Raw genomic sequence first — 20,667 nt, forward strand, 5'->3', positions numbered from 1 at the left:
TATCATGCACGCGTCATTTTTTTTAAGTGTCCGTTATTCAAACCGATATGTCCAGAACCGTTCAATATTAATCCTGGCCATAACTTCCGGCTCTTGGTTTTTCAATTGTTCTTCCATGCCGGCAAACATCTGCTCCGTTTGAGAACGGTGGGCACGGATGGAAGCGAGCTTGCGGTCATTAACCGGAGTAATATCGTGGATAATGTCAGCTTCACCCAGCTTTTCAATGCAGTCATTGGAAAAAGCTACACAGTGCAGGGTCGGCCTTGCGGCAGCGGGCATCTTTTCGACTGCACGGACGACGGCCGCACCTGTGGCATCATGATCGGGGTGAACCGCATAGCCTGGATAAAAGGTAATGATTAATGATGGATTCAGTTCCTGGATTAATGAGGTCATCAAATTGGTCATTTTGTCCTCATCTTCAAATTCAATTGTTTTATCACGGAAACCCATCATCCGAAGATCCTGAATGCCTATTGCACGGGCTGATTCTATTAATTCCCTTTTCCTGATCTTTGGCAGGTCTTCCCGGTCGGTAAACGGGGGATTCCCCATATTCCGTCCCATTTCACCCAATGTTAAGCAGGCATATGTAACCGGGGTGCCATTTTGTACATGACTGGCAAGTGTTCCCGATACTCCAAAGGCCTCATCATCCGGGTGAGGAAACACAACAAGGACTTGACGTTCTTTTTCCATAATGATTCTCCTTCCTGAATTATTCAAACGGAGTTTTGCTAATTTCTAAGGCAACAGCAAGTTTGCCATTATAATCATGGCCGGCTAGAAGCAGTCTCCCTTGCTCGTCTACTTCAAAATGGGTGATTCCCTCAGCGTAAACCCAGCCTAAATTTATCTTTAAACCAATGCGAAAGGGGCCATTGCCGGTGATTTTGCCTAATTCATAGCGGACGAGAGCATTTCGGATATAGGCTCCTGCAGAAAAAAACGTCTGATCATAGTGGGATGCATAAGCACCGTTTGTAGTTTCGAGGTGAATATAAACATCCTGGTTAGCGAATTGATTAATGATTCCTTGTACCTTTTGGACATCAACAACTTCCATTTTCCGCTCCTCCTTCCCCTTTATAACAGATGAATTTAATTTAAATTAATAATGTAATTATCATACTAAAATTAGCAAAAAAATGCGAAGTGAATGCTTGATTATAAAAATATCATAAAGTTGCATGGAAATAATTAACTCTATTAAGAATGGTTTACATGGAGATGTTATTCCTAGAAACATTTGCTTATTTTTTGCCTGTAAGGGGGCATGTACTGTGAAAAGGTGGCTTTTTAAAAAGCCTGACGAAAAGGAAATAAGTGAACATGTCAGCTTAATCGACCATTGTAAAAAGTCGGGTGATTTTGTTTATTTTTATAGCTCCCGCCCACAGCAGCCATATTGGATTGCTTATTTTAGTTCAATTGTGGATGAAGAGATATTGCATCGTGATATTCTTCCGCCCTTGCATCAAACAGCACTAACGTCATTAGCAGAGATAAAGGCCGCACTTCCAATCCAAAATGTGCAGATAACAAGTGACTGCCAAACAATAGAGAATGCTTTATTAAGGGGCTCTGTTCTGATTCAGTTTCATGAGAAGGATACCGCCTGTGTCCTGGTTCGTGCTCCAATGATTAAGGCACGTGACGTCACAATTCCCGAAGAGGAATATTCGGTAGTAGGACCAAAAGAGGCATTTGTCGAATCACTGACAACCAATCTAAATTTAATTCGCTCCCGCCTTCCCATATCTGAATTACAGGTCAAAGAGTATATTATTGGCTCGCTTTCCAAAACAAAAGTGGCCGTACTTTATATTGAGGGCATCACCAATGATGAAAATGTTCAAACGGCCTGCCAGCGCCTTGAAAGCCTGGATTACCATCAAATACTTGATAGTTCTTTTATCTCTCAATTAATAGAGGATAATAAAAATTCTATCTTTCCGCAATTCATCGATACCGAGCGGCCGGACCGGGTCGCGGGAGTTCTGGCGGAGGGAAGCGTAGTAATAATGGTGGACGGATCCTCCCATGCAATCATCGGTCCCATTTCCATTATGGAGCTTTTTAATGCATTTGAAGATTATTTTGTCAATTGGCAAATGGCTTCGGCTTTTCGGCTGATCCGGGTATTCGCCGTGGCATTTTCCATTATGGTGACTCCGGTTTATGTGGCTGTTTTAACCTATCATTATCAATTAATCCCAAAGGATTTACTCGTGACATTAGTTTCATCGCGGCGAAATATACCGCTGCCGCCGATATTAGAGGCCGTGATTCTTGAATTGACGATTGAACTTCTCCGGGAAGCAGGGGCAAGACTGCCGACAAAAGTGGGACAAACCATTGGTATCGTAGGCGGTATCGTGATTGGAACGGCTGCTGTTGATGCAGGGTTAACGAGTAATGTCCTGCTCATTCTTGTGGCACTTGCTGCCTTGGCATCCTTTACTACCCCTGTCTACCGTATGGGTAATACCATCCGCCTGCTGCGCTTTCCTTTCCTTTTAATGGCAGATTTATGGGGACTGCTTGGAATTGCCATTGCCTTTTTGTTTTTAATGACCCATTTATTAAAATTAACATCCTTGGGGCGGCCATATCTTGAGCCGATTTTTCCTCCCAATATCCGTGACTTAAAAGATGCCTTTGTTCGGCTTCCTTTTTCCACTCAATCTAAAAGGCCTGATTTTTTGCAAACAAAAAATCCTGTCCGATTCCCAGTGAAAAAGAGGGATAAAGTGAAGGATATTGATGAATGAACCGCAAAGGGGCTTAATGACCGTGCAAATTAAAAAAGAGTTTCTTATCGCGCCATAACTTGTTTTTTTCCTCGTCCATGGGATGCAGTACGGGATAGGAGTGTTAAGCTTTCAGCGGCAGCTCGCTAAAACCGCCGGTCAAGATGCATGGATGGCTGTTGTTTTATCAGGGATGATCATCCATCTCATGATTTGGATGATCTACTCTATGCTGAATAAAGACAAGGGAGACCTGATCTCAATCCATCAACAGACGTTTGGCAAATGGCCCGGCAATTTATTAAGCACTATTTATATCCTATTTATGCTCCTGCAGACCATTACGGTGCTTCGTGCCTATATTGAAATTGTCCAAGTTTGGATGTTTCCTGTATTAAAAACCTGGCCGTTAGCATTAGTCCTGCTGCTTATTGTCTACTATGTTGTTTCGAGCGGATTTCGTGTGGTGACAGGGGTCTGTTTTTTAGCTGTCGTCGTGCCTTCATACTTGATATTGACATTCTTTGTGCCCATCGAATTTTCAAATTTTCGAAATCTGCTTCCAGTCTTTGATCATTCTGTCACGCAGATGGCCCTATCTGTTAAAACGGCGAGCCTGTCGTTTTCAGGATTTGAACTTTTATTATTCTATTATCCATTTATTAAGCAGCCTGAAAAGTCTCAAAAATGGGCCCACTTAGGAAACCTTCTGACAACCTTATTGTATCTGCTGGTCGTGGTTGTCACATTGGCCTTTTTTGATCAGGAGTATTTAAAAAGGGTTATTTGGCCCACGCTGATGATGTGGAAAATTATCGAATTGCCTTTTGTAGAGCGATTTGAAATTATCGGGGTCACTTCTTGGGCGATTGTGATGATGCCGATTATCTGCTTAATGGTGTGGTCTGCCAGCCGTGGAATCAAAAAAATGTATAAGATCAAGCAAAGAAAATCACTTGTCTTCCTATTGTTTATTTGTTTTGTTATTTGCTCCTTATTATCAGAAAGGGAAATCATTCAACAATTTAATAGCTGGATTACGAACATTGGTTTCTTCATCTTTTTGTATATTCCTTTTCTTTTTGTTTGTTACCATATTCGCTTTAAGCTGAAGGGGAAGGGACAATGAAAAAGCTAAAAATCGCCATGATATGTTTTGTTATTTTTTCCGCCATTTTCTTTGGCCGCGTTACTACACAGATAGTGGATGATGTGAATATGGCATCAGCTGTTGGATATGATTATGCAGGCGGTGACCGGGTTAAACTCACGACGGTTGTTCCTGTTTTTAAACCAGATAAGAGTGTCGGCAATAAAACCTATGCCGCAAGTGATGAACTGAGTAAAGAAACATTAAGAAAACTGAATCAGAGTTCTTCCCGGAAAATGGTCAATGGCAAGTTAGAAGTTGCTGTCTACAGCAAAGAACTTGCAGAGCGCGGAATAGGGGATATAGTGGATACCCTGGAAAGGGACCCCTCTATCAGTGAAAGATTATTGGTTGCGATTGTTGATGGAGACGCAGAGCAGCTGTTGAAAGAAAAGTATGGCGACCGTGATACAGGTGTATTTTTATCCATGTTAATTGATCAAAATATAGACTCAGGTTTGGTGCCGACCTATAACTTTCATAATTTCCTGAATAACTATTATTCAAAATTAAGTGATCCGTTTTTGCCGCTCATTCAGAAAAATGGAAAGTATGTTCAGATCAAAGGAATTGCGTTATTTAAAGACGGCCGTTATATCCAAAACCTTAAGCAGGAACACCAATTTGTTTTTAAGGCCTTATTAGAGAAGCTGAAGCTTGTGACGTATAAATTAAAATTGGATGAGGATGCATTTGTGGCCATTGAAGATATTAATACAAGACACAAAGTTCGGGTAAAAAAAATCAAAGGTAAACCTGAAGTCACTGTTGAACTAACGGTAAAAGGAATTATCAGAGAGTCCAAAAAAATTAGAACGTCTGAAGCGGCTGTTGAACGTATTAGAAAAGGAATGGAAAAACAGCTGGAAGACCAGGCTGATGAAATGATTCGTACGTTTCAGAAAGCACAGATTGACCCTCTGGGATTTGGACATGAAGTGAGAAGCAGAATGAGAGGCTTTGATTACAAAAAGTGGTTGGAACAATATCCTAACTTAAAAATAAAGGTCAAGACGCAAGTGGACATTTTAGAAAAGGGCGTCATTGAATGATGACAAAAGAGCTTGGTGCTGCCAAGCTCTTTTTGTAACTTATAATATAAGAATATTTTTTGGACACAGGCTGACCGCTAGGGAAAGCTGTTAAGAATAGTCATTGCCGGAACCAGCTGAGCTTGTTCCAAAGGCGCTTATACTTTTCTTATTTAACCGTTTGGCGGTATGCACCATGCCATGTCGGCCCTACATATTCGTTTAAGCGGAAACCTTGTTGGATGGCAGCTGACACAAAGTCTTTTGACACTTGTATAGCATCGTAAACAGACTTTCCTTTAGCCAGTTCTGCGGCAATCGCTGCGGAATTCGTGCAGCCTGCTCCGTGGGTGAAAGTTGTATTGATTTTTTCTGATTCGTATACTTTGAATTCCCTTCCATCATAAAGAAGGTCAAGTGACTTTTCTTCTGTTTGAAGCTTACTGCCGCCCTTAATGAGGACATTTTTGGCCCCTAATTCATGGATCTTTGCTGCGGCCTGTTTCATTTCATCCAAGTTTTTTGGTGTTTTCATTCCAGCAAGCTGGCCTGATTCAAATAAGTTTGGTGTTACGACCAATGCACGCGGCAAAAGCAGTTCACGCATAGCGTCAGCTGTTTCCGGATTCAGCACCTCATCTTCGCCTTTACATACCATGACAGGGTCGATGACGACATGCCCAGGTTTGTATTCATCAATCTTTCTGGCAGTTAATTCGATGATATCAACGGTTCCAAGCATGCCTGTCTTCATGCCGTCAATTCCGATAGAAAGCACGGTTTCCAGCTGCTTTTCAACAAGATCTACGTCAATTGGAGCCACACTATGGTGCCAGCCGTTTGGATCCATTGTCACGATACATGTAAGAGCGGTCATTCCATAAACGCCAAGCTCTTGAAACGTTTTCAAATCTGCCTGCTGGCCGGCGCCGCCGCTTGTATCAGAACCGGCAATGGTTAAAACCTTTTTAATAGACATTATGTATCCCTCCTAAAGTGCTTTTTGACTACTTTCTTATTATAATTCATTTGTTGAAATATAACAGAAATGTGAAAAAGAATGGAAAAAAAGTTATCAGCCGGGAGATATGAACTTTTAGGCATAGGCCTTCTTTTCATTGCGTTTCAGTGTCATAGCTGGTTACAATGGGGATATAAGAAAAGAGGGTGTTGACCATGGAGGCTTCAGCGATTATTTTGGCAGGCGGAAAATCAAGCAGGATGGGGACAAATAAGTCGTTGTTGAAGATCAATGGGAAGACCAATATTGAGAGAATAAGGGACAGATTAAAAAGTTCCTTTCATGATATCATTTTAGTAACGAACAATCAGAAGGCCTTTGAGTTTTTAGAGGTAAAAATGGTTTCGGATGAATTCACTGGAATGGGCCCGCTGGCAGGGCTTCATGCTGGCCTAAAGGCGAGTCAGGATGAGCTGAATTTTGTCGCTGCCTGTGATATGCCATTTGTTTCAGCAGAACTTGCAAAGAAGATGATCAATTATGGCCCATCTGTTGATGCGGTGGTCCCTGTGATAAATGGAAAATGTCATCCCCTATTTGCTGTCTATAGAAAGGAAATCGCGGAGAAAGCAGCGAAATGTATGAAGAATGGCCATCTGAGCATGCGGCATTTACTTGATCAGATAACTGTAAAATATATAACAGAGAAAGATATAGCTGGTTTTGATGATAGTGAGCTGGAGCATATTTTTTTTAATATGAATGAACCGAAGGATTATAAAAAGGTGAAAAGACTGGTGGAGGGAAGTAGTAAAGACGGATTCTAAAGTGACTTGAATAAAGAGGTGAAGACATTGAAGTTTTATGAAATCTCAAAAGAACCGATAAATGTACAAGCTGTGATTGATAAAGTGGTTCAACGTGAAGCAGGTGCCATTACCACTTTTATCGGAACTGTCCGCGAATTGACGCATGGCAGGAAAACATTATTTTTAATATATGAGGCCTATGAGGCAATGGCGGTTAAAAAGCTGGAGCAGATTGGTGCGGAAATTGAACAGCGCTGGAAAGGTTCACGTGCCGCCATCACACATCGGGTTGGGCGGCTGGATATTACGGATGTGGCGGTTGTGATCGCAGTCTCTACACCACACCGTGCGGATGCTTATGAAGCGAACCGGTATGCGATTGAACGGATCAAGGAAATCGTCCCTATTTGGAAAAAGGAACATTGGGAGGACGGCGAAGAATGGGTCGGCAATCAATTAGAGACGGTTGCGTATCCAAACGGAAAGCCAGAGGCAGGTGATTTACATGAATAAGGTATTGTTTTTTGCCCATTTGCGTGATGCGGTTGGCGAGGAGTCCCTTGAAGTCGAGGCAGGCGGGAAAACAGTAGCTGAGCTGAAGGCGGAATTAGCTGGTAAATATGACCTGCCAAGGCTTGAGACCGTGATGACGGCGATTAATGAGGAATTTGCTGCAAATGATGAAGTCATTCAAGACGGAGATGTGATTGCCTTTATTCCGCCGGTAAGCGGAGGATGAGGTCTTAGCAGTTACGGATGTGTAAAATGACCTGCCCAATATAAGGGAAAACTACCTTTTAAAAATGGGACAGGAAACTGTTTTAAAATGGTGGATTGTGGGAAAAATAAGAGGATTTTTCTCTTATAAGCGGTCTTGAGGACAGAAGATGGTGTAAATCCAGGGAAACAGTCTTTAATGAGGCGCATTGGAGACAGAAGATGGTGTAAACCCGGGGGAACAGTCTTTAATGAGCGGTCATGGAGACAAAACATGGTGGAAACCAGAGGAAACAGTCTTTAATAAGGCTTCTTGGGGACAGAACTTAGTTGAAACCAAGAGAAATTGTCATTAATAAGGCTTCTTGGAGACTGAACTTGGCTAAAACCTGAGGAAACTGTCTTTAAAAAGGTGTCTTGAGGACAGAACATGGTGGAAACCAAGAGAAATAGTCTTTAATGAGGCGTCTTGAGGACAGAACGCGACGGAAATCAAGAGAAGTTGTCTTTAAAAAGCCGTCTTAAAGACAAAACGCAGTGAAAACTAAGTCAAACAGTCTTTGATCGTTGTAATATACTAAAAACTCGCCTTATCCGGCGAGTTTTCCTTTCAAAAGGGAGGAATGAAAATGAATGAACGATATTCAAGACAAGTCCTTTTTCCGGGGATTGGGAAGGAAGGGCAAGAGAAAATCAGCCGCAAACATGTCCTGATTATCGGCGCTGGGGCACTGGGGTCCGGGAACGCTGAAGTCCTCACGCGTGCCGGTGTTGGCAGGCTGACGATTGTCGACCGAGATTATGTCGAGGCAAGCAACCTGCAGCGCCAGCAGCTTTATACAGAAGAGGATGTTGCTGAGAGGCTTCCGAAGGCGGCGGCAGCGGAAAAACGGTTAAAGGCAATCAATTCGGATGTAGAAGTGAGGGTTATTATTGGTGACGCCACACCGGAATTGCTGGAAGAACTGATTGCTGATGTGGACATTATGATCGATGCGACTGATAATTTTGAAACCCGGATGGCTATGAATGATGCTGCACAAAAATACAATGTTCCATGGGTATACGGGGCCTGTGTCGGCAGTTTTGGAATGAGCTTTTCCATCATTCCGGGAAAAACACCGTGTTTGAACTGTTTGTTAAGAACAATTCCGCTGCAGGGGATGACCTGTGATACGGGCGGAATTATTGCGCCGACTGTGCAAATGGTGATTTCTCATCAGACAGCTGAAGCGCTAAAAATGCTGGTGGAGGATTGGGAGGCTGTCCGTACTTCTTTTGTCAGCTTTGATTTATGGCGCAACCAATATACAAGTATGAAAATGTCGAAGGCAAAATTTGCCGGCTGTTTGTCCTGTGGCGAGGAACGGACATATCCTTACCTGGACCGTGAAAATATGACAAAAACAACGGTGCTTTGCGGCCGTGATACAGTCCAAATCCGTCCCGCGGTTCAAGGCGGCATCATTTTGGAGGATCTTGCAGGGCAGCTAAAGTCTCTGGGCTATAATGTCAAGGGTAATCCGTATTTGTTGTCAGTGGAGATGGATGAAGAGCGGATGGTGATTTTCCAGGATGGGCGTGCTCTTATTCATGGCACGAAGGATTTGACGCATGCAAAGACGATTTATCAACGGATATTGGGATAAGGCGAAGCTCGTACTTGGTATATGTACGAGTTTCCCTTTTTGTGTGAGTATGGATGGATTGGAAGCTTAAGAGATATATCAAATTAGACTTCCAGAATCCGACATGTTTCACGTGAAACATGTCGATAGACTAATTTTTCGAAAAGTCGGCGATACTCATGTAGAATAGAGACAAGATTACTGGCAGAGGTGGCATTCATGAGTATATCGGTAGAAAAGCTATTAGCAAAAATGGAAGAAGAGCTGAAACAGGCGAAGAACGCTCCAAAGCAAGAAAGCTTGCGGGAAAAGGTTTACTCTATTAAAATATTATGCGAATTGATTTTGGATGAAAGCAAAGATTCGACGGCAGGGGAATGGAGTAAGGTGCAAGTAAATCAGCCGGTTGTCTTACAGCAGCCGATTTCCATCCCGCAGCCGAAAAAACTGGATGCAGATGATGATGCGAATGGTGATTCACTGTTTGATTTTTAACCATCAGGCTGAAACGGGTAAAGCTGCTGCATTCTTCTTGTATGGGAGGAAAATAAAGATGAAGACATTTATTGTGATTGGTGCACTAAACGCCTTTTTGGCGGTGGCACTTGGGGCCTTTGGGGCACATGGCTTGAAGGATAAGCTGGATGCTCATTATTTGGACATTTGGAAGACTGGGGTACAGTATCAAATGTTTCATGCAGGAGGTCTTTTGGTTATTGCTTTGCTGCTTGGAAAGGCTGCGTCAAGCTCCTTATTTACTTGGTCTGGCTGGTTAATGTTGATTGGGATTATTTTGTTCAGCGGAAGCTTATATGTATTAAGTCTGACGAAAATCGGGCCGCTTGGTGCAATTACACCAATTGGCGGTGTTTGTTTTTTGGCAGCATGGATTTTGATGATTATTGGAGCAGTGAAAAATTTTTAAATTAGAAAAGCGTAAGCGCCATGGGCAGCCTCAAGGCATAGCAAATGTTCTTTGGTTTTGAAAGTCGTATTTTTGAGGTTATTTGATTCAAGCTGTTCGAATTGGCCTATTCGAAGATGGAAGCTGGCTGGGTGCTCTTTGAAAAAGGCTAACGCTTTTCCTTCGTGCGGTGCTAATGCTGTTGCAGCTTTTTTGCGAGGCTGGATCATTCTGGAAAGATGAAACTTATACATTATATTGCAAGTAAAAAAGGCATTGGGGGGCTCCAATGCCTTTTTAAATTAACGTGGAGTATAAGTCCCTAGTCCAGCGCCAAATGGGTATTCATATTCGACTTCCTCAGCAAAAGTGATGTAGTCCACTGATACCATTGGAATGAGGTAGCGTGTTCCTGACTGAGGGTCGCTTAAAATGAGATGGTCTCTTCCGGCAGCTTCGATGATACCTTGAAACTCTTTGGCATTCCATTGTGAATTTCCTTCAAAGGTGGCAAACACATTGACTAATTTGCCTTTGTTTAAACGTAAAATATTTTCAATGTATGACTGTTCAATAGGAAGCATACCAGGGACTGCAGGTGTTGCAGACGGCGGTTTTGGCATTGCTCCTGTGCCTGGCGGCGGAAATTGCTGCTGCTGGGTTGGGTAAAATGTCTGACCTGCGCCTCCGCCCATCGGCTGTGCACCTTGTTGTCCAGCTGAACCTGTGTAGGGTTGAAATCCTTGAGGATTGTAATATTGGCTCATCTTTTTCCCTCCTAAACTAAAATAAAACAATGGCCCAACAATTCTATTCATACTCCGTAAACCCCAAATTGGTACCTAAAAGGGCAGGAATTCATCTTTTTACTAGGATTTTGTGGCTGTTCGGGGCTTTGTAAAACCGTGCTGCCGCATTTCCTTCTCACTGTTTAATAGTATGAGGAGAAGTGAGGATATATGACTTGGAGATGTCGAGGAAAAATAAAAAGCCCCCTTAGCAGTAAGGGAGCCCTAGTTATTTATACATGAAGAAAGCTTGCGATACGTTCTTCTTCTAAAATATTCCCAACAAAGAAAGCGCCGAATTCGCCGTAGCGTGCGCTGACTTCATCAAAGCGCATTTCATAAACTAGCTTTTTAAATTGGAGCACATCTTCTGCAAATAAAGTGACGCCCCACTCATAGTCATCGAAGCCGACAGAACCGGTAATAATTTGCTTTACCTTGCCTGCATATTGGCGGCCAATCATGCCGTGGCTCTTCATTAATTCGCGGCGGTCTTCCATGGAAAGCATGTACCAGTTGTCATTGCCTTGGCGGCGCTTGTCCATTGGATAGAAGCAGACATGCTTTGTTTTAGGAAGAATTGGATAAAGGCGTCCGCGCACATATGGATTTTGGTATGGATCACCATCGTCAGACCCCATGTAGTTGCTGAGCTCGACTACTGATACATAAGAAAATGCAGGGACAGTGAACTCTGCTAATTTAGTTTTATTGAATTCAGTTTCAATTTGATTGAGTTCTTCCATGGTAGGACGGAGAATCATCATCATAAAGTCAGCCTTTTGACCAACAATTGTATATAATGCATGACTGCCTTCTTTTTGTTCTTGTGTTTTATTCCATTTTTCAATTAGACTTGAAAACTCGTGGATGGCTGTTTCACGCTCATCGTTTGAAAGCATTTTCCATGTGGTCCAGTCGATGGTACGGAAATCATGAAGACAATACCAGCCGTCAAGCGTTTTTGCTGCTTCATTCATTAATATCACTCCTACATCATCATTGTTCATCAAACATCATTACTATAACATAGTTTGACCATGACATCCCCATATAAAACCCTAAATCCACTGTGATGGATATTTTTATAAAAGGAAGTAAATAGTAAATGGCAGGTGCAATATTTTAAAAATATAAACTTTTACTTGAAAACGTTATTTTGTGATATACATAACTTTGAAAAAATGTTCTGGTAACGTATGCTAAAGGTAGTTAAGTTTGCAAATAGGAGGTTTATCGAATGAGTGATTTATTTACAGGATTGAAAAATAAAATTTCCGGCCGCGATTTGAAAATTGTTTTTCCAGAAAGCCTGGATGAACGGATTTTAAGAGCTGCCGGCCGTTTAGCGGAAGAAAAACTGTTAACCCCAATTTTACTAGGCAAAATAGAGGATATCCAAGCAAGGGCAAAGGAGCTTGGGGTTTCATTGGATGCCGCTGAAATCTATGATCCTGAGAATTATGCAGGAATGGACGAGTTAGTAGCAGCTTTTGTGGAACGCCGCAAAGGGAAAGCAACGGAAGAAGAGGCACGCAAGATTTTATTAGATGTAAACTATTTTGGCACGATGCTTGTTTATATGAATAAAGCAAATGGCCTTGTCAGCGGGGCAACCCATTCTACGGCTGATACGGTACGTCCTGCCTTGCAGATTATCAAAACCAAGGAAGGCGTCAAGAAAACATCGGGTGTGTTCATTATGGTGCGCGATGATGAGAAATATGTATTTGCGGATTGTGCGATTAATATTTCCCCGGACAGCGATGATTTAGCAGAAATTGCTTTGGAGAGTGCGAAAACGGCTGAGATGTTTGATATCGAGCCGCGTGTGGCAATGTTAAGTTTTTCAACAAAAGGATCAGCAAAATCAGAAGAAACGGAGCGTGTTGTGGCAGCTGTTGCTGAAGCTAAACGCCGCGACCCATCTGTGGTGCTTGACGGCGAATTCCAATTCGATGCAGCCTTTGTTCCATCTGTTGCAGCGAGCAAGGCACCGGATTCTGTGATTAAAGGTGATGCGAACGTATTTATCTTCCCAAGTTTAGAAGCGGGCAACATCGGCTATAAAATTGCCCAGCGGTTAGGCGGATTTGAGGCAGTCGGTCCGATTTTACAAGGTTTGAACCGCCCGGTAAACGACCTTTCCCGCGGCTGTAATGAAGAGGATGTTTACAAACTTGCACTTATTACTGCAGGACAAGGGTTATAATTTTGGAGACTGAAGCTGGTCCTTTTCTTTTGTTGGAGGGCTGGCTTTTTTTTATTTTATGAACCGGTGCAGGTAATCCGAAAACAGTCTTTCATAAAGGTGATGAAGAACAAAATCGGTGGAGATAATCCAGAAACAGTCCTTCATAAAGGCGATGAAGGACAAAACCGGGTCCAAGAAACCAGAAATAGTCTTTCATAGAGGCGATGAAGGACAAAACCGGGAACAAGAAACCAGAAACAGTCTTTCATAAAGGCGATGAAGGACAAAACCAGGTCCAAGAATCCGAAAACAGTCTTTCATCCAAGCGATGAAGGACAAAACCCGGTTCAAGAATCCAAAAACAGTCTTTCATCCAGGTGATGAAGGACAAAACCGGGAACAAGAATCTGAAAACAGTCTTTCATCCAAGCGATGAAGGACAAAACCGGGTCCAAGAATCCAGAAATAGTCTTTCATGGAGGTGATGAAGGACAAAACCGGGAACAAGAATCCGAAAACAGTCTTTCATAGAGGCGATGAAGGACAAAACTGGGTCCAAGAATCCGAAAACAGTCTTTCATCCAAGCGATGAAGGACAAAACCGGGAACAAGAATCCGAAAACAGTCTTTCATAAAGGCGATGAAGGACAAAACCAGGTCCAAGAATCCGAAAACAGTCTTTCATCCAAGCGATGAAGGACAAAACCGGGTCCAAGAATCCAGAAATAGTCTTTCATGGAGGTGATGAAGGACAAAACCGGGTCCAAGAATCCGAAAACAGTCTTTCATCCAAGTGATGAAGGACAAAACCGGGTCCAAGAATCCGAAAACAGTCTTTCATCCAAGCGATGAAGGACAAAACCGGGTCCAAGAAACCAGAAATAGTCTTTCATAGAGGCGATGAAGGACAAAATCGGTGGAGGTAATCCAGAAACAGTCCTTCATAGAGGCGATGAAGGACAAAACTGGGTCCAAGAATCCAAAAACAGTCTTTCATCCAGGTGATGAAGGACAAAACCGGGAACAAGAATCTGAAAACAGTCTTTCATCCAGGTGATGAAGGACAAAATCGGTGGAGGTAATCCAGAAACAGTTCTTCATAAAGGCGATGAAGGACAAAACCGGGTCCAAGAATCCGAAAACAGTCTTTCATCCAGGCGATGAAGGACAAAACCTGACCCGGAATCCAAAAACTGTCTTTCAACAGGAAAATGAAAGACAAAACAAGTCCCGAAGATTAAGAACAATCCTTCATAATGTTTAAAACGGCATTTTCTTCGTAGTTTTGGTAAAATAATCACTATAAACATACAAGGAGTAACAATGATGGAAGGTTTATTGCGACAGCCTGAGTGGCGGATTATTGACCAGTCTTCTATTGGTCCGCATTATGGTGCGGTGGAGTCATTTGGTTATGATGATACATTGTGTGCTTCAGTTGGAGCGGGAAAAGCACCGGCGACAGCCCGGACTTGGGTTCACCAACATACGATTGTCTTGGGAATTCAGGATACCAAGCTGCCGTTTTTGCAGGATGGAATCCAATTTTTAAATGAACAGGGGTATCAGGCGGTGGTGCGGAATTCCGGCGGTTTGGCTGTTGTTCTGGACGCCGGTGTCCTCAATATTTCGCTTATTTTGCCAGAGGCGGAAAAAGGAATTGATATCAATCGCGGTTATGACACGATGTGGGAACTGATTCAAAGCATGTTTGCTGACTTTCCGCAAACCATCGAGGCAAGGGAGATTGTTGGCTCCTATTGCCCTGGAAGCTATGATCTTAGCATTAATGGAAAGAAATTTGCCGGCATCTCGCAAAGACGGCTGCGTAAAGGGGTTGCGGTGCAAATTTATCTATGTGTCAGCGGCAGCGGAGCAAAGCGGGCTGAGTTGGTGCATGAGTTTTACGAGAGGGCAAAAAGGAATGCACAGACTAAATTCATCTATCCGGAAGTGGTGCCGGACGTGATGGCTTCTTTGTCAGAATTGTATGGCCGGGAATTTTCAATCAGCGATATTATGGTCCGACTGCTAACCCAGCTCAAGCAATATGGTGAAAAACTATATGCTGGACAGTTAAATGAATATGAACTTGAGCTTTTACCTGGTTATGTTCAGCGGATTGTCGAACGGAACGAACCGTTTAAAAAAATGCAAAAAGAGGCTGGCTCTTAAGAGGAGATTTCTCTCCTCCTTGAGCCTGGCCTCTCTTTTTAAATCGAGATGCTGCACATGTTCTCTTCTCCCCAAATGCCGGGAACCTTATTCCGCTACTTTTTCTAAATTTCCGTTACGGTCCATTTTGAATGTGGTGGCGGGTCTTTCTTCTTCTTCAAATAATACAAGTTTACGGGCGCGGTTCATGATTTTCATCAGTGTTTCGTAGTCTTCCTGCATAGTTTCGGAATTTTCTTCGAGTCCTTTCACCTTTGCAGATAATTCTTCGTTTTGTTTCTTTAATTCCGCAATTTCCCGCTTTAATCTTTCATTCTCTATTTTTAATGCTTCATTTTGCAGATTGGAATGTTTAAAGTTTTGCAAGAAAGCGATAACGGACTCCATTGTCATTCTAGCGGCCGGCTGGGTATGAATTTGTGCCTGCGGTGTTACTACATAGGACTCCATCGCCATTTCTGCTGTCATATTTTCGACGTCCGCTGCTGGTACATCATTTACAGGCATTTCTGGTGCTGCAGGTATCTCTACATCTGCTGTTAATGAATCTAGTTCATTAGGTGATGCCACTGGTGGATTGTAAAGCAGTTTTTTCTTGCCGCCTTGCTCTTTACCTAAAATTCGCTGTCTTTGTTTACGCTGCTTTTTTGCCAGAGCCAATGCTTTTTCATAGCGGTGGCGGACAACGGCATTCCATCTAAAGCCGCAAGCTGCTGATGTCCGGTTTAATTTGTCACCTACTTCTTCAAAAGCGTTCAGCTGTGTGCTTCCTTCCCTAACATGCCTAAGCACTGTTTCAGCCAAAAGCAAGTCGTTTTCATCTGTCCATGCGTCTTGACGAACTTTCATCTGTTTCAACTCCCTAAATAATATTTTTTCAATGAATGATCAGCCTAATTTGGGCTATAGTTTAAAAGTTCTAGTCTTATGATGGACAAGTTTTTTCAGGTTTATACCAAAATGGTTAAAAGGATAATAGATTTTTTAAATACATATATTTATTTTTTGGAAAAAGTAATTCCGCTTAGGCTGTATATCAGCTTTTAGACAAATTTGGATACAGAATGCAGCTTGCATTGACCGTTTAGAAACTGTAAAATACCTTAGGAGTTAAATAGATGTCCGATATATTTTTTACTATTTCCAATTGATGTGGTGCAAAACCATCTATTGGGTAAACTATAGAGTGTATTTTTTAGAAAGGGTTGTCGGAAATGGCTAATGAATTTCGTGTTTGTGATGATTGCCAAGCCGTGAATTTGAAGACATTAATCCCTCATTTAAAAGAATTGGATCCGGATGCCGAAATCAAAATTGGCTGCCAATCTTATTGCGGACCAGGACGAAAAAAGACCTTTACCTTCGTTAACAACCGTCCAGTCGCAGCATTGACAGAAGAGGAATTAATGGAAAAAGTGCAAAAGAAAATTAAATAAATCACCTTTGGCATTCGACAAAGGTGTTTTTTCTTTTTTATGGAAAGGGATTTTGACTTTGAGAAATATCCAGTGCAAGCGGCCAAGCCAGTTTTCATCCCCATATAAACTTCTTAAGAATCTTGCGCAAAGCGATAGCTTTAAGGAGCTCGAGGTCACAAGCCAATCCGTCCAAAAGGTTAAATAGCAGCCGTTCTGCCGGCTCCTCTTGTGCTATTCCTGAGGCAGACCGCTAAGGAAGGCTTCCAAAAGAATAAGCTTGGCAGGAGCAGGCTATGCTTGTTCCAAAGGTGTTATACTTTTCGATTTGTCGAAAAATCCTGCGGAATTTTGTGCTTTTTTGGTATATAATAGAAATTAATAAAGTTCGGGTAATTGGAAAGGGGGCAGGGAAGCGGATGACTTATTCGATGGAAAAGTTGAGCGAAGAGAAAGTGTTTAAGGATCCAGTCCACCGCTATGTGCATGTGCAGGACCGGGCGATTTGGGATTTAGTCGGGACAAAGGAGTTCCAGCGCCTGCGTCGGATTAAGCAGCTTGGAACCACTTTTTTAACCTTTCACGGGGCAGAGCACAGCCGCTTTAACCATTCCTTGGGCGTTTATGAAATTGTCCGCCGGATGATTGATGATGTCTTTGACGGCAGAGAGGAATGGAATGCTGGCGACCGCCTCCTCACCTTATGTGCTGCCCTTCTCCATGATCTTGGCCATGGGCCATTTTCCCACGCATTTGAAAAGGTTTTTGATTTCGATCATGAGGATTTTACAAGAGCCATTATTTTAGGAGATACAGAAGTCAACAAAGTGCTGAACCATGTCGGACCAGGTTTTCCAGAGAAAGTGGCGGAAGTGATTGCGAAGACGTCTGAGAAAAAACTGGTTGTCAGTATGATTTCAAGCCAGATTGATGCCGACCGGATGGATTATTTACAGCGGGACGCTTATTTTACCGGGGTCAGCTATGGCCAATTTGACATGGAACGGATTTTGCGTGTCATGCGCCCCCGGGAAGAACAGGTTGTTATAAAAAAGAGCGGCATGCATGCGGTTGAAGACTATATCATGAGCCGCTACCAAATGTATTGGCAGGTATACTTCCACCCGGTGTCCCGCAGCGCTGAGGTGATTTTAACGAAAATTCTCCACAGGGCGAAGCAGTTATTTAAAGAAAACTATGCATTTAAACATGAGCCGCACCATTTTGTATCTTTTTTCTGTGAAAACGTGACATTAGAAGACTACTTAAAATTAGATGAGGCTGTCATTTTGTATTACTTTCAGATTTGGCAGGAAGAGGATGATTCCATCCTGAGGGATTTATGCTGCCGTTTTGTCAATCGGAATTTGTTTAAGTATGCAGAGTTTGACCCAGCGAAGGAATATAAAAAGCTGGCACAGCTGAATACGTTGTTTATCAAGGCTGGCATTGACCCGGATTATTATTTAGTAGTAGATTCCTCCTCAGATTTGCCGTATGACTTTTATCGTCCTGGTGAAGAGGAAGAACGGCTCCCCATTCATTTATTAATGGAAAACGGAGAACTAAGGGAGCTTTCCAGAGAGTCGGAGATCGTGGATGCCATTTCGGGAAAAAGAAGAACCGACCATAAACTCTACTATCCTGCTGATTTACTTGCCGATGAATCGACAGGGGCAGATATTAAAAGTCAAATACGTGACCTTTTAGAATAGAGAGGCTGTGGCGGGAAAGGGACGGAGCGCCGCCAAATGGAATAAGTATAATCAATGGCGGTACGGGATATACATTTTTCACTGCGGATGAAGTGATGTATAGCTTTGCTCTGACCGTCTTTATTAGATGACTTAGTCTAGTTTCTCTGAATGTATTTCTATTGAAAATAGTCGAATAGAACGCCATACAGTTTTAAATGGAGTAGGAGATGACGAATGTGTTAAAAGATCATGCCAAGCTGATGCAGGCGATTATGGCGGCTGGTGAAGTTGTCGGGCGGAAAAAGCTGCAAAAAATGATATATATAGCAAAAAAGATTCATTTTCCTTTTAATGATAGATTCCAGTTTCATTTTTATGGTCCATATTCTGAGGAATTGACAACAAGAGTGGAAGAGCTTTGCAATATGGGCTTTTTGAATGAGGTCAAGGAAAAGAAAGGCGGGTATTACCAATACCGCTATACTCTGACAGAGCCGGGAAAAGAGTTTTTAACCCTGAATGAAGTGGACATGCCGTTTTTGGAGAACTTTTTCCTGGATATGAATGAACAGAATGCAAGATTTTTAGAGCTTGTCTCGACCGTATTGTTTTTTGATGAACTTGAAAAAGAGGAAGTCATGAATAAGGTGTTTACGTTGAAAAAGAGTCAGCGTTATACGGAAGCGGAAATTGATGAGGCCTATCAATATATTGAAAGTTTAAAAACAAAAATTCAATAAAAGTTGGAAATTGCTTGGATAAAATCCAGGCATTTTTTTATGGAAACAATTTGAATTTTCTTGAAAATTTGCTATGATTTGTCTAATGGAGGATAGGGAGGCGGGCACATGGATGATTTTATTGGATTGGTTGCCATTGTAATGACTTTTGGGATTCCCATTGTGGCAATTTTAGGCGGGTTTTCATTAAAAAAGACGAAATTAAAAGCGGAAATGCTGAAAAATCAGCTGGAACTGGAAAAGGTAAAACACGAAAATTATTTAATAGAGACAGAAAAAATGCGGCTTGAACTGGAAAAAATGAAAATTGAAAGCCCAAAGGACCCGTTGCAATTTTAAAACTTTGGCTCTGTTAAAGAGTGGTGTTGTTTTTTTTAACCCTGTTGATGCAGCGGCAGGCACGAAAAGTCATGGTAAACGTTAACGCATTTTCTTCGTGCATGGGCCTATTTAATGTCCTGCGGGATTATGTGCCAGGGGCCCCCGCGGGCGTTAGTGGCGAGGAGGATCCGCGGAACGCCTGCGAACTGCTTGTGCCTCCTTCGAAGAGCTTTCGCTTTTAGTGGTACAATACCTTCTGTCCTTATGGAGCGGAAATCAACAGCCTAATTTAACACGTAAAAAAAGAGTGTGAATGAATGAAATCGGACTTCACACTCTTTTTACGGATGGACTCTTATTTGTCGCTCTCGCGTACGCCTGCAACGGCATAATTTTTTTTAGACATTTCCTCAATGAAGATGGTGACTTTTTCCTTCGAAGCGCCTGTCGTTTCACTGACAGCGGCTGTTACTTTTTCAACTAAAGCCTTCTTTTGTTCGTCTGTGCGTCCTTCAAGCATTTTAACTGTGACGTATGGCATGTTCATTCCTCCTAAATAAGTTCCTACGCTAGTAGTGTTCCACAATTGGTGGAAAAGTGCAAATATAAAGAGCACGTTACATTTTCTTTTTTAAAGAGCTTTCATGTATACTATAAGGAATATAGAAATGTTCGGTTTATGTGACCGCTGATTAGTGAGGAGGAGAGACATTTTTGGAAGGATTTCTGGCATACCCGATAAAGTGGATTCCGTATGTGGCCATTACTCTTGTGTTTGCCTTTACATTGCATGAATTTGCCCATGCCTATACAGCCTATAAATTTGGCGATGAAACAGCGAAAAGACAGGGAAGGCTTACTTTAAATCCGCTGCAGCATCTTGATCCGTTTGGCACAATCTTGATTTTGATTGCCGGATTTGGCTGGGCCCGCCCGGTGCCGGTGAACCGCTACTTTTTTAAAAAGCCCCGCTTGGCTGGCATCCTTGTTTCGGCTGCAGGTCCGCTGTCAAACTTGCTTTTGGCCTGCGTTGGTTTTATTATTGGCTATGGTTTATCCAGAATGGGTATTATTTTGAACGATAATTTTAATGATTTTCTCAATATTTTTATCCAGTTGAATATCGTTTTGTTCATTTTTAATTTGCTGCCGCTGCCTCCGCTTGACGGCTATCGGATTGTTGAGGATCTGGTACCAACTGATGTGCGGGCTAAAATGACACAATATGAACAATATGGTGTGCTGATTTTTCTCATCTTAGTGCTGATTCCGCCGCTTAACAATATGACGATTCAGCCCCTTTTTAACATAATCATCCCATGGGTGGCAGGTACGTTGAGTAATTTCTTTTATGGCGTATTTTTTTAAAGGAGGTTTTAAG

At 42.3% G+C, this 20,667-nt stretch carries 25 protein-coding genes and 1 pseudogene; 19 read left to right on the forward strand and 7 right to left on the reverse strand.

Annotated features, from left to right (window positions below; all coding sequences use genetic code 11):
• Positions 1 to 33 precede the first annotated feature (33 nt).
• On the reverse strand, positions 34 to 702 hold the full coding sequence (bshB2, locus tag M3183_RS03380) for a bacillithiol biosynthesis deacetylase BshB2 (protein ID WP_251466486.1): 669 nt from the start codon (positions 700 to 702) through the stop codon (positions 34 to 36).
• 19 nt (positions 703 to 721) lie between these two features.
• Positions 722 to 1,069: a YojF family protein gene (locus M3183_RS03385; RefSeq protein ID WP_251466489.1), complete on the reverse strand. Its 348-nt coding sequence runs from the start codon at positions 1,067 to 1,069 to the stop codon at positions 722 to 724.
• 217 nt (positions 1,070 to 1,286) lie between these two features.
• Here M3183_RS03385 and M3183_RS03390 point away from each other — a divergent pair, with 217 nt between their 5' ends.
• The 3 genes and pseudogenes from M3183_RS03390 to M3183_RS03400 all read left to right on the forward strand — a co-directional run bounded on the left by M3183_RS03390 (position 1,287) and on the right by M3183_RS03400 (position 4,958).
• The gene (locus tag M3183_RS03390) at positions 1,287 to 2,777 is read left to right on the forward strand and encodes a spore germination protein (protein WP_251466491.1); all 1,491 of its coding nucleotides are present in this window, start codon (positions 1,287 to 1,289) and stop codon (positions 2,775 to 2,777) included.
• Between the two features lie 73 nt (positions 2,778 to 2,850).
• Positions 2,851 to 3,885 (forward strand): annotated as a pseudogene (locus M3183_RS03395) (GerAB/ArcD/ProY family transporter); the annotation flags it as partial.
• On the forward strand, positions 3,882 to 4,958 hold the full coding sequence (locus M3183_RS03400) for a Ger(x)C family spore germination protein (RefSeq protein WP_251466496.1): 1,077 nt from the start codon (positions 3,882 to 3,884) through the stop codon (positions 4,956 to 4,958). The pseudogene M3183_RS03395 and the gene M3183_RS03400, both read left to right, overlap by 4 nt.
• A 148-nt stretch (positions 4,959 to 5,106) precedes the next feature.
• On the opposite strand, the gene pdxK is transcribed toward M3183_RS03400, so the two are convergent.
• The gene (gene pdxK, locus M3183_RS03405) at positions 5,107 to 5,916 is read right to left on the reverse strand and encodes a pyridoxine/pyridoxal/pyridoxamine kinase (protein WP_251466501.1); all 810 of its coding nucleotides are present in this window, start codon (positions 5,914 to 5,916) and stop codon (positions 5,107 to 5,109) included.
• 197 nt (positions 5,917 to 6,113) lie between these two features.
• Here pdxK and mobA point away from each other — a divergent pair, with 197 nt between their 5' ends.
• The 7 genes from mobA (at position 6,114) to M3183_RS03440 (ending at position 9,977) form a co-directional block, all read left to right on the forward strand.
• Positions 6,114 to 6,725 carry a molybdenum cofactor guanylyltransferase gene (gene mobA, locus M3183_RS03410; protein ID WP_251466503.1) on the forward strand — a complete coding sequence of 204 codons (612 nt, stop codon included), beginning with the start codon at positions 6,114 to 6,116 and terminating at the stop codon, positions 6,723 to 6,725.
• Between the two features lie 27 nt (positions 6,726 to 6,752).
• A complete protein-coding gene (locus M3183_RS03415; RefSeq protein WP_251466504.1) occupies positions 6,753 to 7,220 on the forward strand; it encodes a molybdenum cofactor biosynthesis protein MoaE in 468 nt (155 codons plus the stop codon).
• A complete protein-coding gene (gene moaD / locus M3183_RS03420; RefSeq protein WP_251466506.1) occupies positions 7,213 to 7,446 on the forward strand; it encodes a molybdopterin converting factor subunit 1 in 234 nt (77 codons plus the stop codon). Before M3183_RS03415 ends, moaD begins: the two co-directional genes overlap by 8 nt.
• 187 nt (positions 7,447 to 7,633) lie before the next feature.
• A complete protein-coding gene (locus M3183_RS03425; protein ID WP_251466508.1) occupies positions 7,634 to 7,780 on the forward strand; it encodes a hypothetical protein in 147 nt (48 codons plus the stop codon).
• Between the two features lie 273 nt (positions 7,781 to 8,053).
• On the forward strand, positions 8,054 to 9,073 hold the full coding sequence (locus M3183_RS03430; RefSeq protein WP_251466510.1) for a thiazole biosynthesis adenylyltransferase ThiF: 1,020 nt from the start codon (positions 8,054 to 8,056) through the stop codon (positions 9,071 to 9,073).
• Positions 9,074 to 9,271: 198 nt separating this feature from the next.
• The gene (locus tag M3183_RS03435; protein WP_251466513.1) at positions 9,272 to 9,547 is read left to right on the forward strand and encodes a YwdI family protein; all 276 of its coding nucleotides are present in this window, start codon (positions 9,272 to 9,274) and stop codon (positions 9,545 to 9,547) included.
• Between the two features lie 58 nt (positions 9,548 to 9,605).
• Entirely contained in the window at positions 9,606 to 9,977 is a 372-nt protein-coding gene (locus M3183_RS03440; RefSeq protein WP_251466516.1) for a DUF423 domain-containing protein, read from the forward strand.
• Between the two features lie 281 nt (positions 9,978 to 10,258).
• On the opposite strand, the gene gerQ is transcribed toward M3183_RS03440, so the two are convergent.
• Complete coding sequence (gene gerQ / locus M3183_RS03445; RefSeq protein WP_396953693.1) at positions 10,259 to 10,723, reverse strand: spore coat protein GerQ; 465 nt, start codon at positions 10,721 to 10,723, stop codon at positions 10,259 to 10,261.
• 254 nt (positions 10,724 to 10,977) lie between these two features.
• Positions 10,978 to 11,724 (reverse strand): hydrogen peroxide-dependent heme synthase, encoded by a 747-nt coding sequence (hemQ, locus tag M3183_RS03450; protein WP_251466892.1) that lies wholly within the window; start codon positions 11,722 to 11,724, stop codon positions 10,978 to 10,980.
• 260 nt (positions 11,725 to 11,984) lie between these two features.
• Here hemQ and pta point away from each other — a divergent pair, with 260 nt between their 5' ends.
• From pta to lipL, 4 genes are all read left to right on the forward strand, one after another.
• Positions 11,985 to 12,956 (forward strand): phosphate acetyltransferase, encoded by a 972-nt coding sequence (gene pta / locus M3183_RS03455; RefSeq protein WP_251466518.1) that lies wholly within the window; start codon positions 11,985 to 11,987, stop codon positions 12,954 to 12,956.
• A gap of 898 nt (positions 12,957 to 13,854) precedes the next feature.
• Positions 13,855 to 13,995, forward strand: a complete 141-nt coding sequence (locus M3183_RS03460; protein ID WP_251466521.1) for a hypothetical protein — start codon at positions 13,855 to 13,857, stop codon at positions 13,993 to 13,995.
• A gap of 15 nt (positions 13,996 to 14,010) precedes the next feature.
• Complete coding sequence (locus tag M3183_RS03465) at positions 14,011 to 14,202, forward strand: hypothetical protein (RefSeq protein WP_251466523.1); 192 nt, start codon at positions 14,011 to 14,013, stop codon at positions 14,200 to 14,202.
• A gap of 62 nt (positions 14,203 to 14,264) precedes the next feature.
• Positions 14,265 to 15,113: an octanoyl-[GcvH]:protein N-octanoyltransferase gene (lipL, locus tag M3183_RS03470; protein ID WP_251466526.1), complete on the forward strand. Its 849-nt coding sequence runs from the start codon at positions 14,265 to 14,267 to the stop codon at positions 15,111 to 15,113.
• Positions 15,114 to 15,200: 87 nt separating this feature from the next.
• Here the strand turns inward: lipL and M3183_RS03475 are convergent, their stop codons facing one another.
• Positions 15,201 to 15,962 (reverse strand): RsfA family transcriptional regulator, encoded by a 762-nt coding sequence (locus M3183_RS03475; protein WP_251466527.1) that lies wholly within the window; start codon positions 15,960 to 15,962, stop codon positions 15,201 to 15,203.
• A 365-nt stretch (positions 15,963 to 16,327) separates the two neighbouring features.
• On the opposite strand from M3183_RS03475, the gene M3183_RS03480 reads away from it, so the two are divergent.
• The 4 genes from M3183_RS03480 to M3183_RS03495 all read left to right on the forward strand — a co-directional run bounded on the left by M3183_RS03480 (position 16,328) and on the right by M3183_RS03495 (position 19,304).
• On the forward strand, positions 16,328 to 16,549 hold the full coding sequence (locus tag M3183_RS03480) for a YuzB family protein (RefSeq protein ID WP_251466529.1): 222 nt from the start codon (positions 16,328 to 16,330) through the stop codon (positions 16,547 to 16,549).
• A gap of 398 nt (positions 16,550 to 16,947) precedes the next feature.
• Positions 16,948 to 18,243 carry an HD domain-containing protein gene (locus tag M3183_RS03485; protein ID WP_251466532.1) on the forward strand — a complete coding sequence of 432 codons (1,296 nt, stop codon included), beginning with the start codon at positions 16,948 to 16,950 and terminating at the stop codon, positions 18,241 to 18,243.
• A 218-nt stretch (positions 18,244 to 18,461) separates the two neighbouring features.
• Entirely contained in the window at positions 18,462 to 18,965 is a 504-nt protein-coding gene (locus M3183_RS03490; RefSeq protein WP_251466533.1) for a YwgA family protein, read from the forward strand.
• A gap of 108 nt (positions 18,966 to 19,073) precedes the next feature.
• Entirely contained in the window at positions 19,074 to 19,304 is a 231-nt protein-coding gene (locus M3183_RS03495) for a hypothetical protein (protein WP_251466534.1), read from the forward strand.
• Positions 19,305 to 19,641: 337 nt separating this feature from the next.
• On the opposite strand, the gene M3183_RS03500 is transcribed toward M3183_RS03495, so the two are convergent.
• Positions 19,642 to 19,827 (reverse strand): 2-hydroxymuconate tautomerase, encoded by a 186-nt coding sequence (locus M3183_RS03500; RefSeq protein WP_251466536.1) that lies wholly within the window; start codon positions 19,825 to 19,827, stop codon positions 19,642 to 19,644.
• A 173-nt stretch (positions 19,828 to 20,000) separates the two neighbouring features.
• Between M3183_RS03500 and M3183_RS03505 the strand changes: the two genes are divergently transcribed.
• Positions 20,001 to 20,654 (forward strand): site-2 protease family protein, encoded by a 654-nt coding sequence (locus M3183_RS03505; protein WP_251466538.1) that lies wholly within the window; start codon positions 20,001 to 20,003, stop codon positions 20,652 to 20,654.
• The last annotated feature ends 13 nt before the right edge of the window (positions 20,655 to 20,667 follow it).

This window comes from Neobacillus mesonae (assembly GCF_023715155.1).
GTDB classification, from domain to species: domain Bacteria; phylum Bacillota; class Bacilli; order Bacillales; family Cytobacillaceae; genus Neobacillus; species Neobacillus mesonae_A.

Bases quoted from the DNA above. Each gene is read 5' to 3' on its own strand.
- M3183_RS03495 (WP_251466534.1), top strand. From the start codon at position 19,074: ATGGATGATTTTATTGGATTGGTTGCCATTGTAATGACTTTTGGGATT.
- gerQ (WP_396953693.1), bottom strand. From the start codon at position 10,723: ATGAGCCAATATTACAATCCTCAAGGATTTCAACCCTACACAGGTTCA.
- M3183_RS03400 (WP_251466496.1), top strand. From the start codon at position 3,882: ATGAAAAAGCTAAAAATCGCCATGATATGTTTTGTTATTTTTTCCGCC.
- moaD (WP_251466506.1), top strand. From the start codon at position 7,213: ATGAATAAGGTATTGTTTTTTGCCCATTTGCGTGATGCGGTTGGCGAG.
- M3183_RS03430 (WP_251466510.1), top strand. From the start codon at position 8,054: ATGAATGAACGATATTCAAGACAAGTCCTTTTTCCGGGGATTGGGAAG.
- pdxK (WP_251466501.1), bottom strand. From the start codon at position 5,916: ATGTCTATTAAAAAGGTTTTAACCATTGCCGGTTCTGATACAAGCGGC.
- mobA (WP_251466503.1), top strand. From the start codon at position 6,114: ATGGAGGCTTCAGCGATTATTTTGGCAGGCGGAAAATCAAGCAGGATG.
- M3183_RS03435 (WP_251466513.1), top strand. From the start codon at position 9,272: ATGAGTATATCGGTAGAAAAGCTATTAGCAAAAATGGAAGAAGAGCTG.
- hemQ (WP_251466892.1), bottom strand. From the start codon at position 11,724: ATGAATGAAGCAGCAAAAACGCTTGACGGCTGGTATTGTCTTCATGAT.
- M3183_RS03475 (WP_251466527.1), bottom strand. From the start codon at position 15,962: ATGAAAGTTCGTCAAGACGCATGGACAGATGAAAACGACTTGCTTTTG.
- M3183_RS03485 (WP_251466532.1), top strand. From the start codon at position 16,948: ATGACTTATTCGATGGAAAAGTTGAGCGAAGAGAAAGTGTTTAAGGAT.
- M3183_RS03480 (WP_251466529.1), top strand. From the start codon at position 16,328: ATGGCTAATGAATTTCGTGTTTGTGATGATTGCCAAGCCGTGAATTTG.
- lipL (WP_251466526.1), top strand. From the start codon at position 14,265: ATGGAAGGTTTATTGCGACAGCCTGAGTGGCGGATTATTGACCAGTCT.
- pta (WP_251466518.1), top strand. From the start codon at position 11,985: ATGAGTGATTTATTTACAGGATTGAAAAATAAAATTTCCGGCCGCGAT.
- M3183_RS03385 (WP_251466489.1), bottom strand. From the start codon at position 1,069: ATGGAAGTTGTTGATGTCCAAAAGGTACAAGGAATCATTAATCAATTC.
- M3183_RS03500 (WP_251466536.1), bottom strand. From the start codon at position 19,827: ATGCCATACGTCACAGTTAAAATGCTTGAAGGACGCACAGACGAACAA.
- bshB2 (WP_251466486.1), bottom strand. From the start codon at position 702: ATGGAAAAAGAACGTCAAGTCCTTGTTGTGTTTCCTCACCCGGATGAT.
- M3183_RS03440 (WP_251466516.1), top strand. From the start codon at position 9,606: ATGAAGACATTTATTGTGATTGGTGCACTAAACGCCTTTTTGGCGGTG.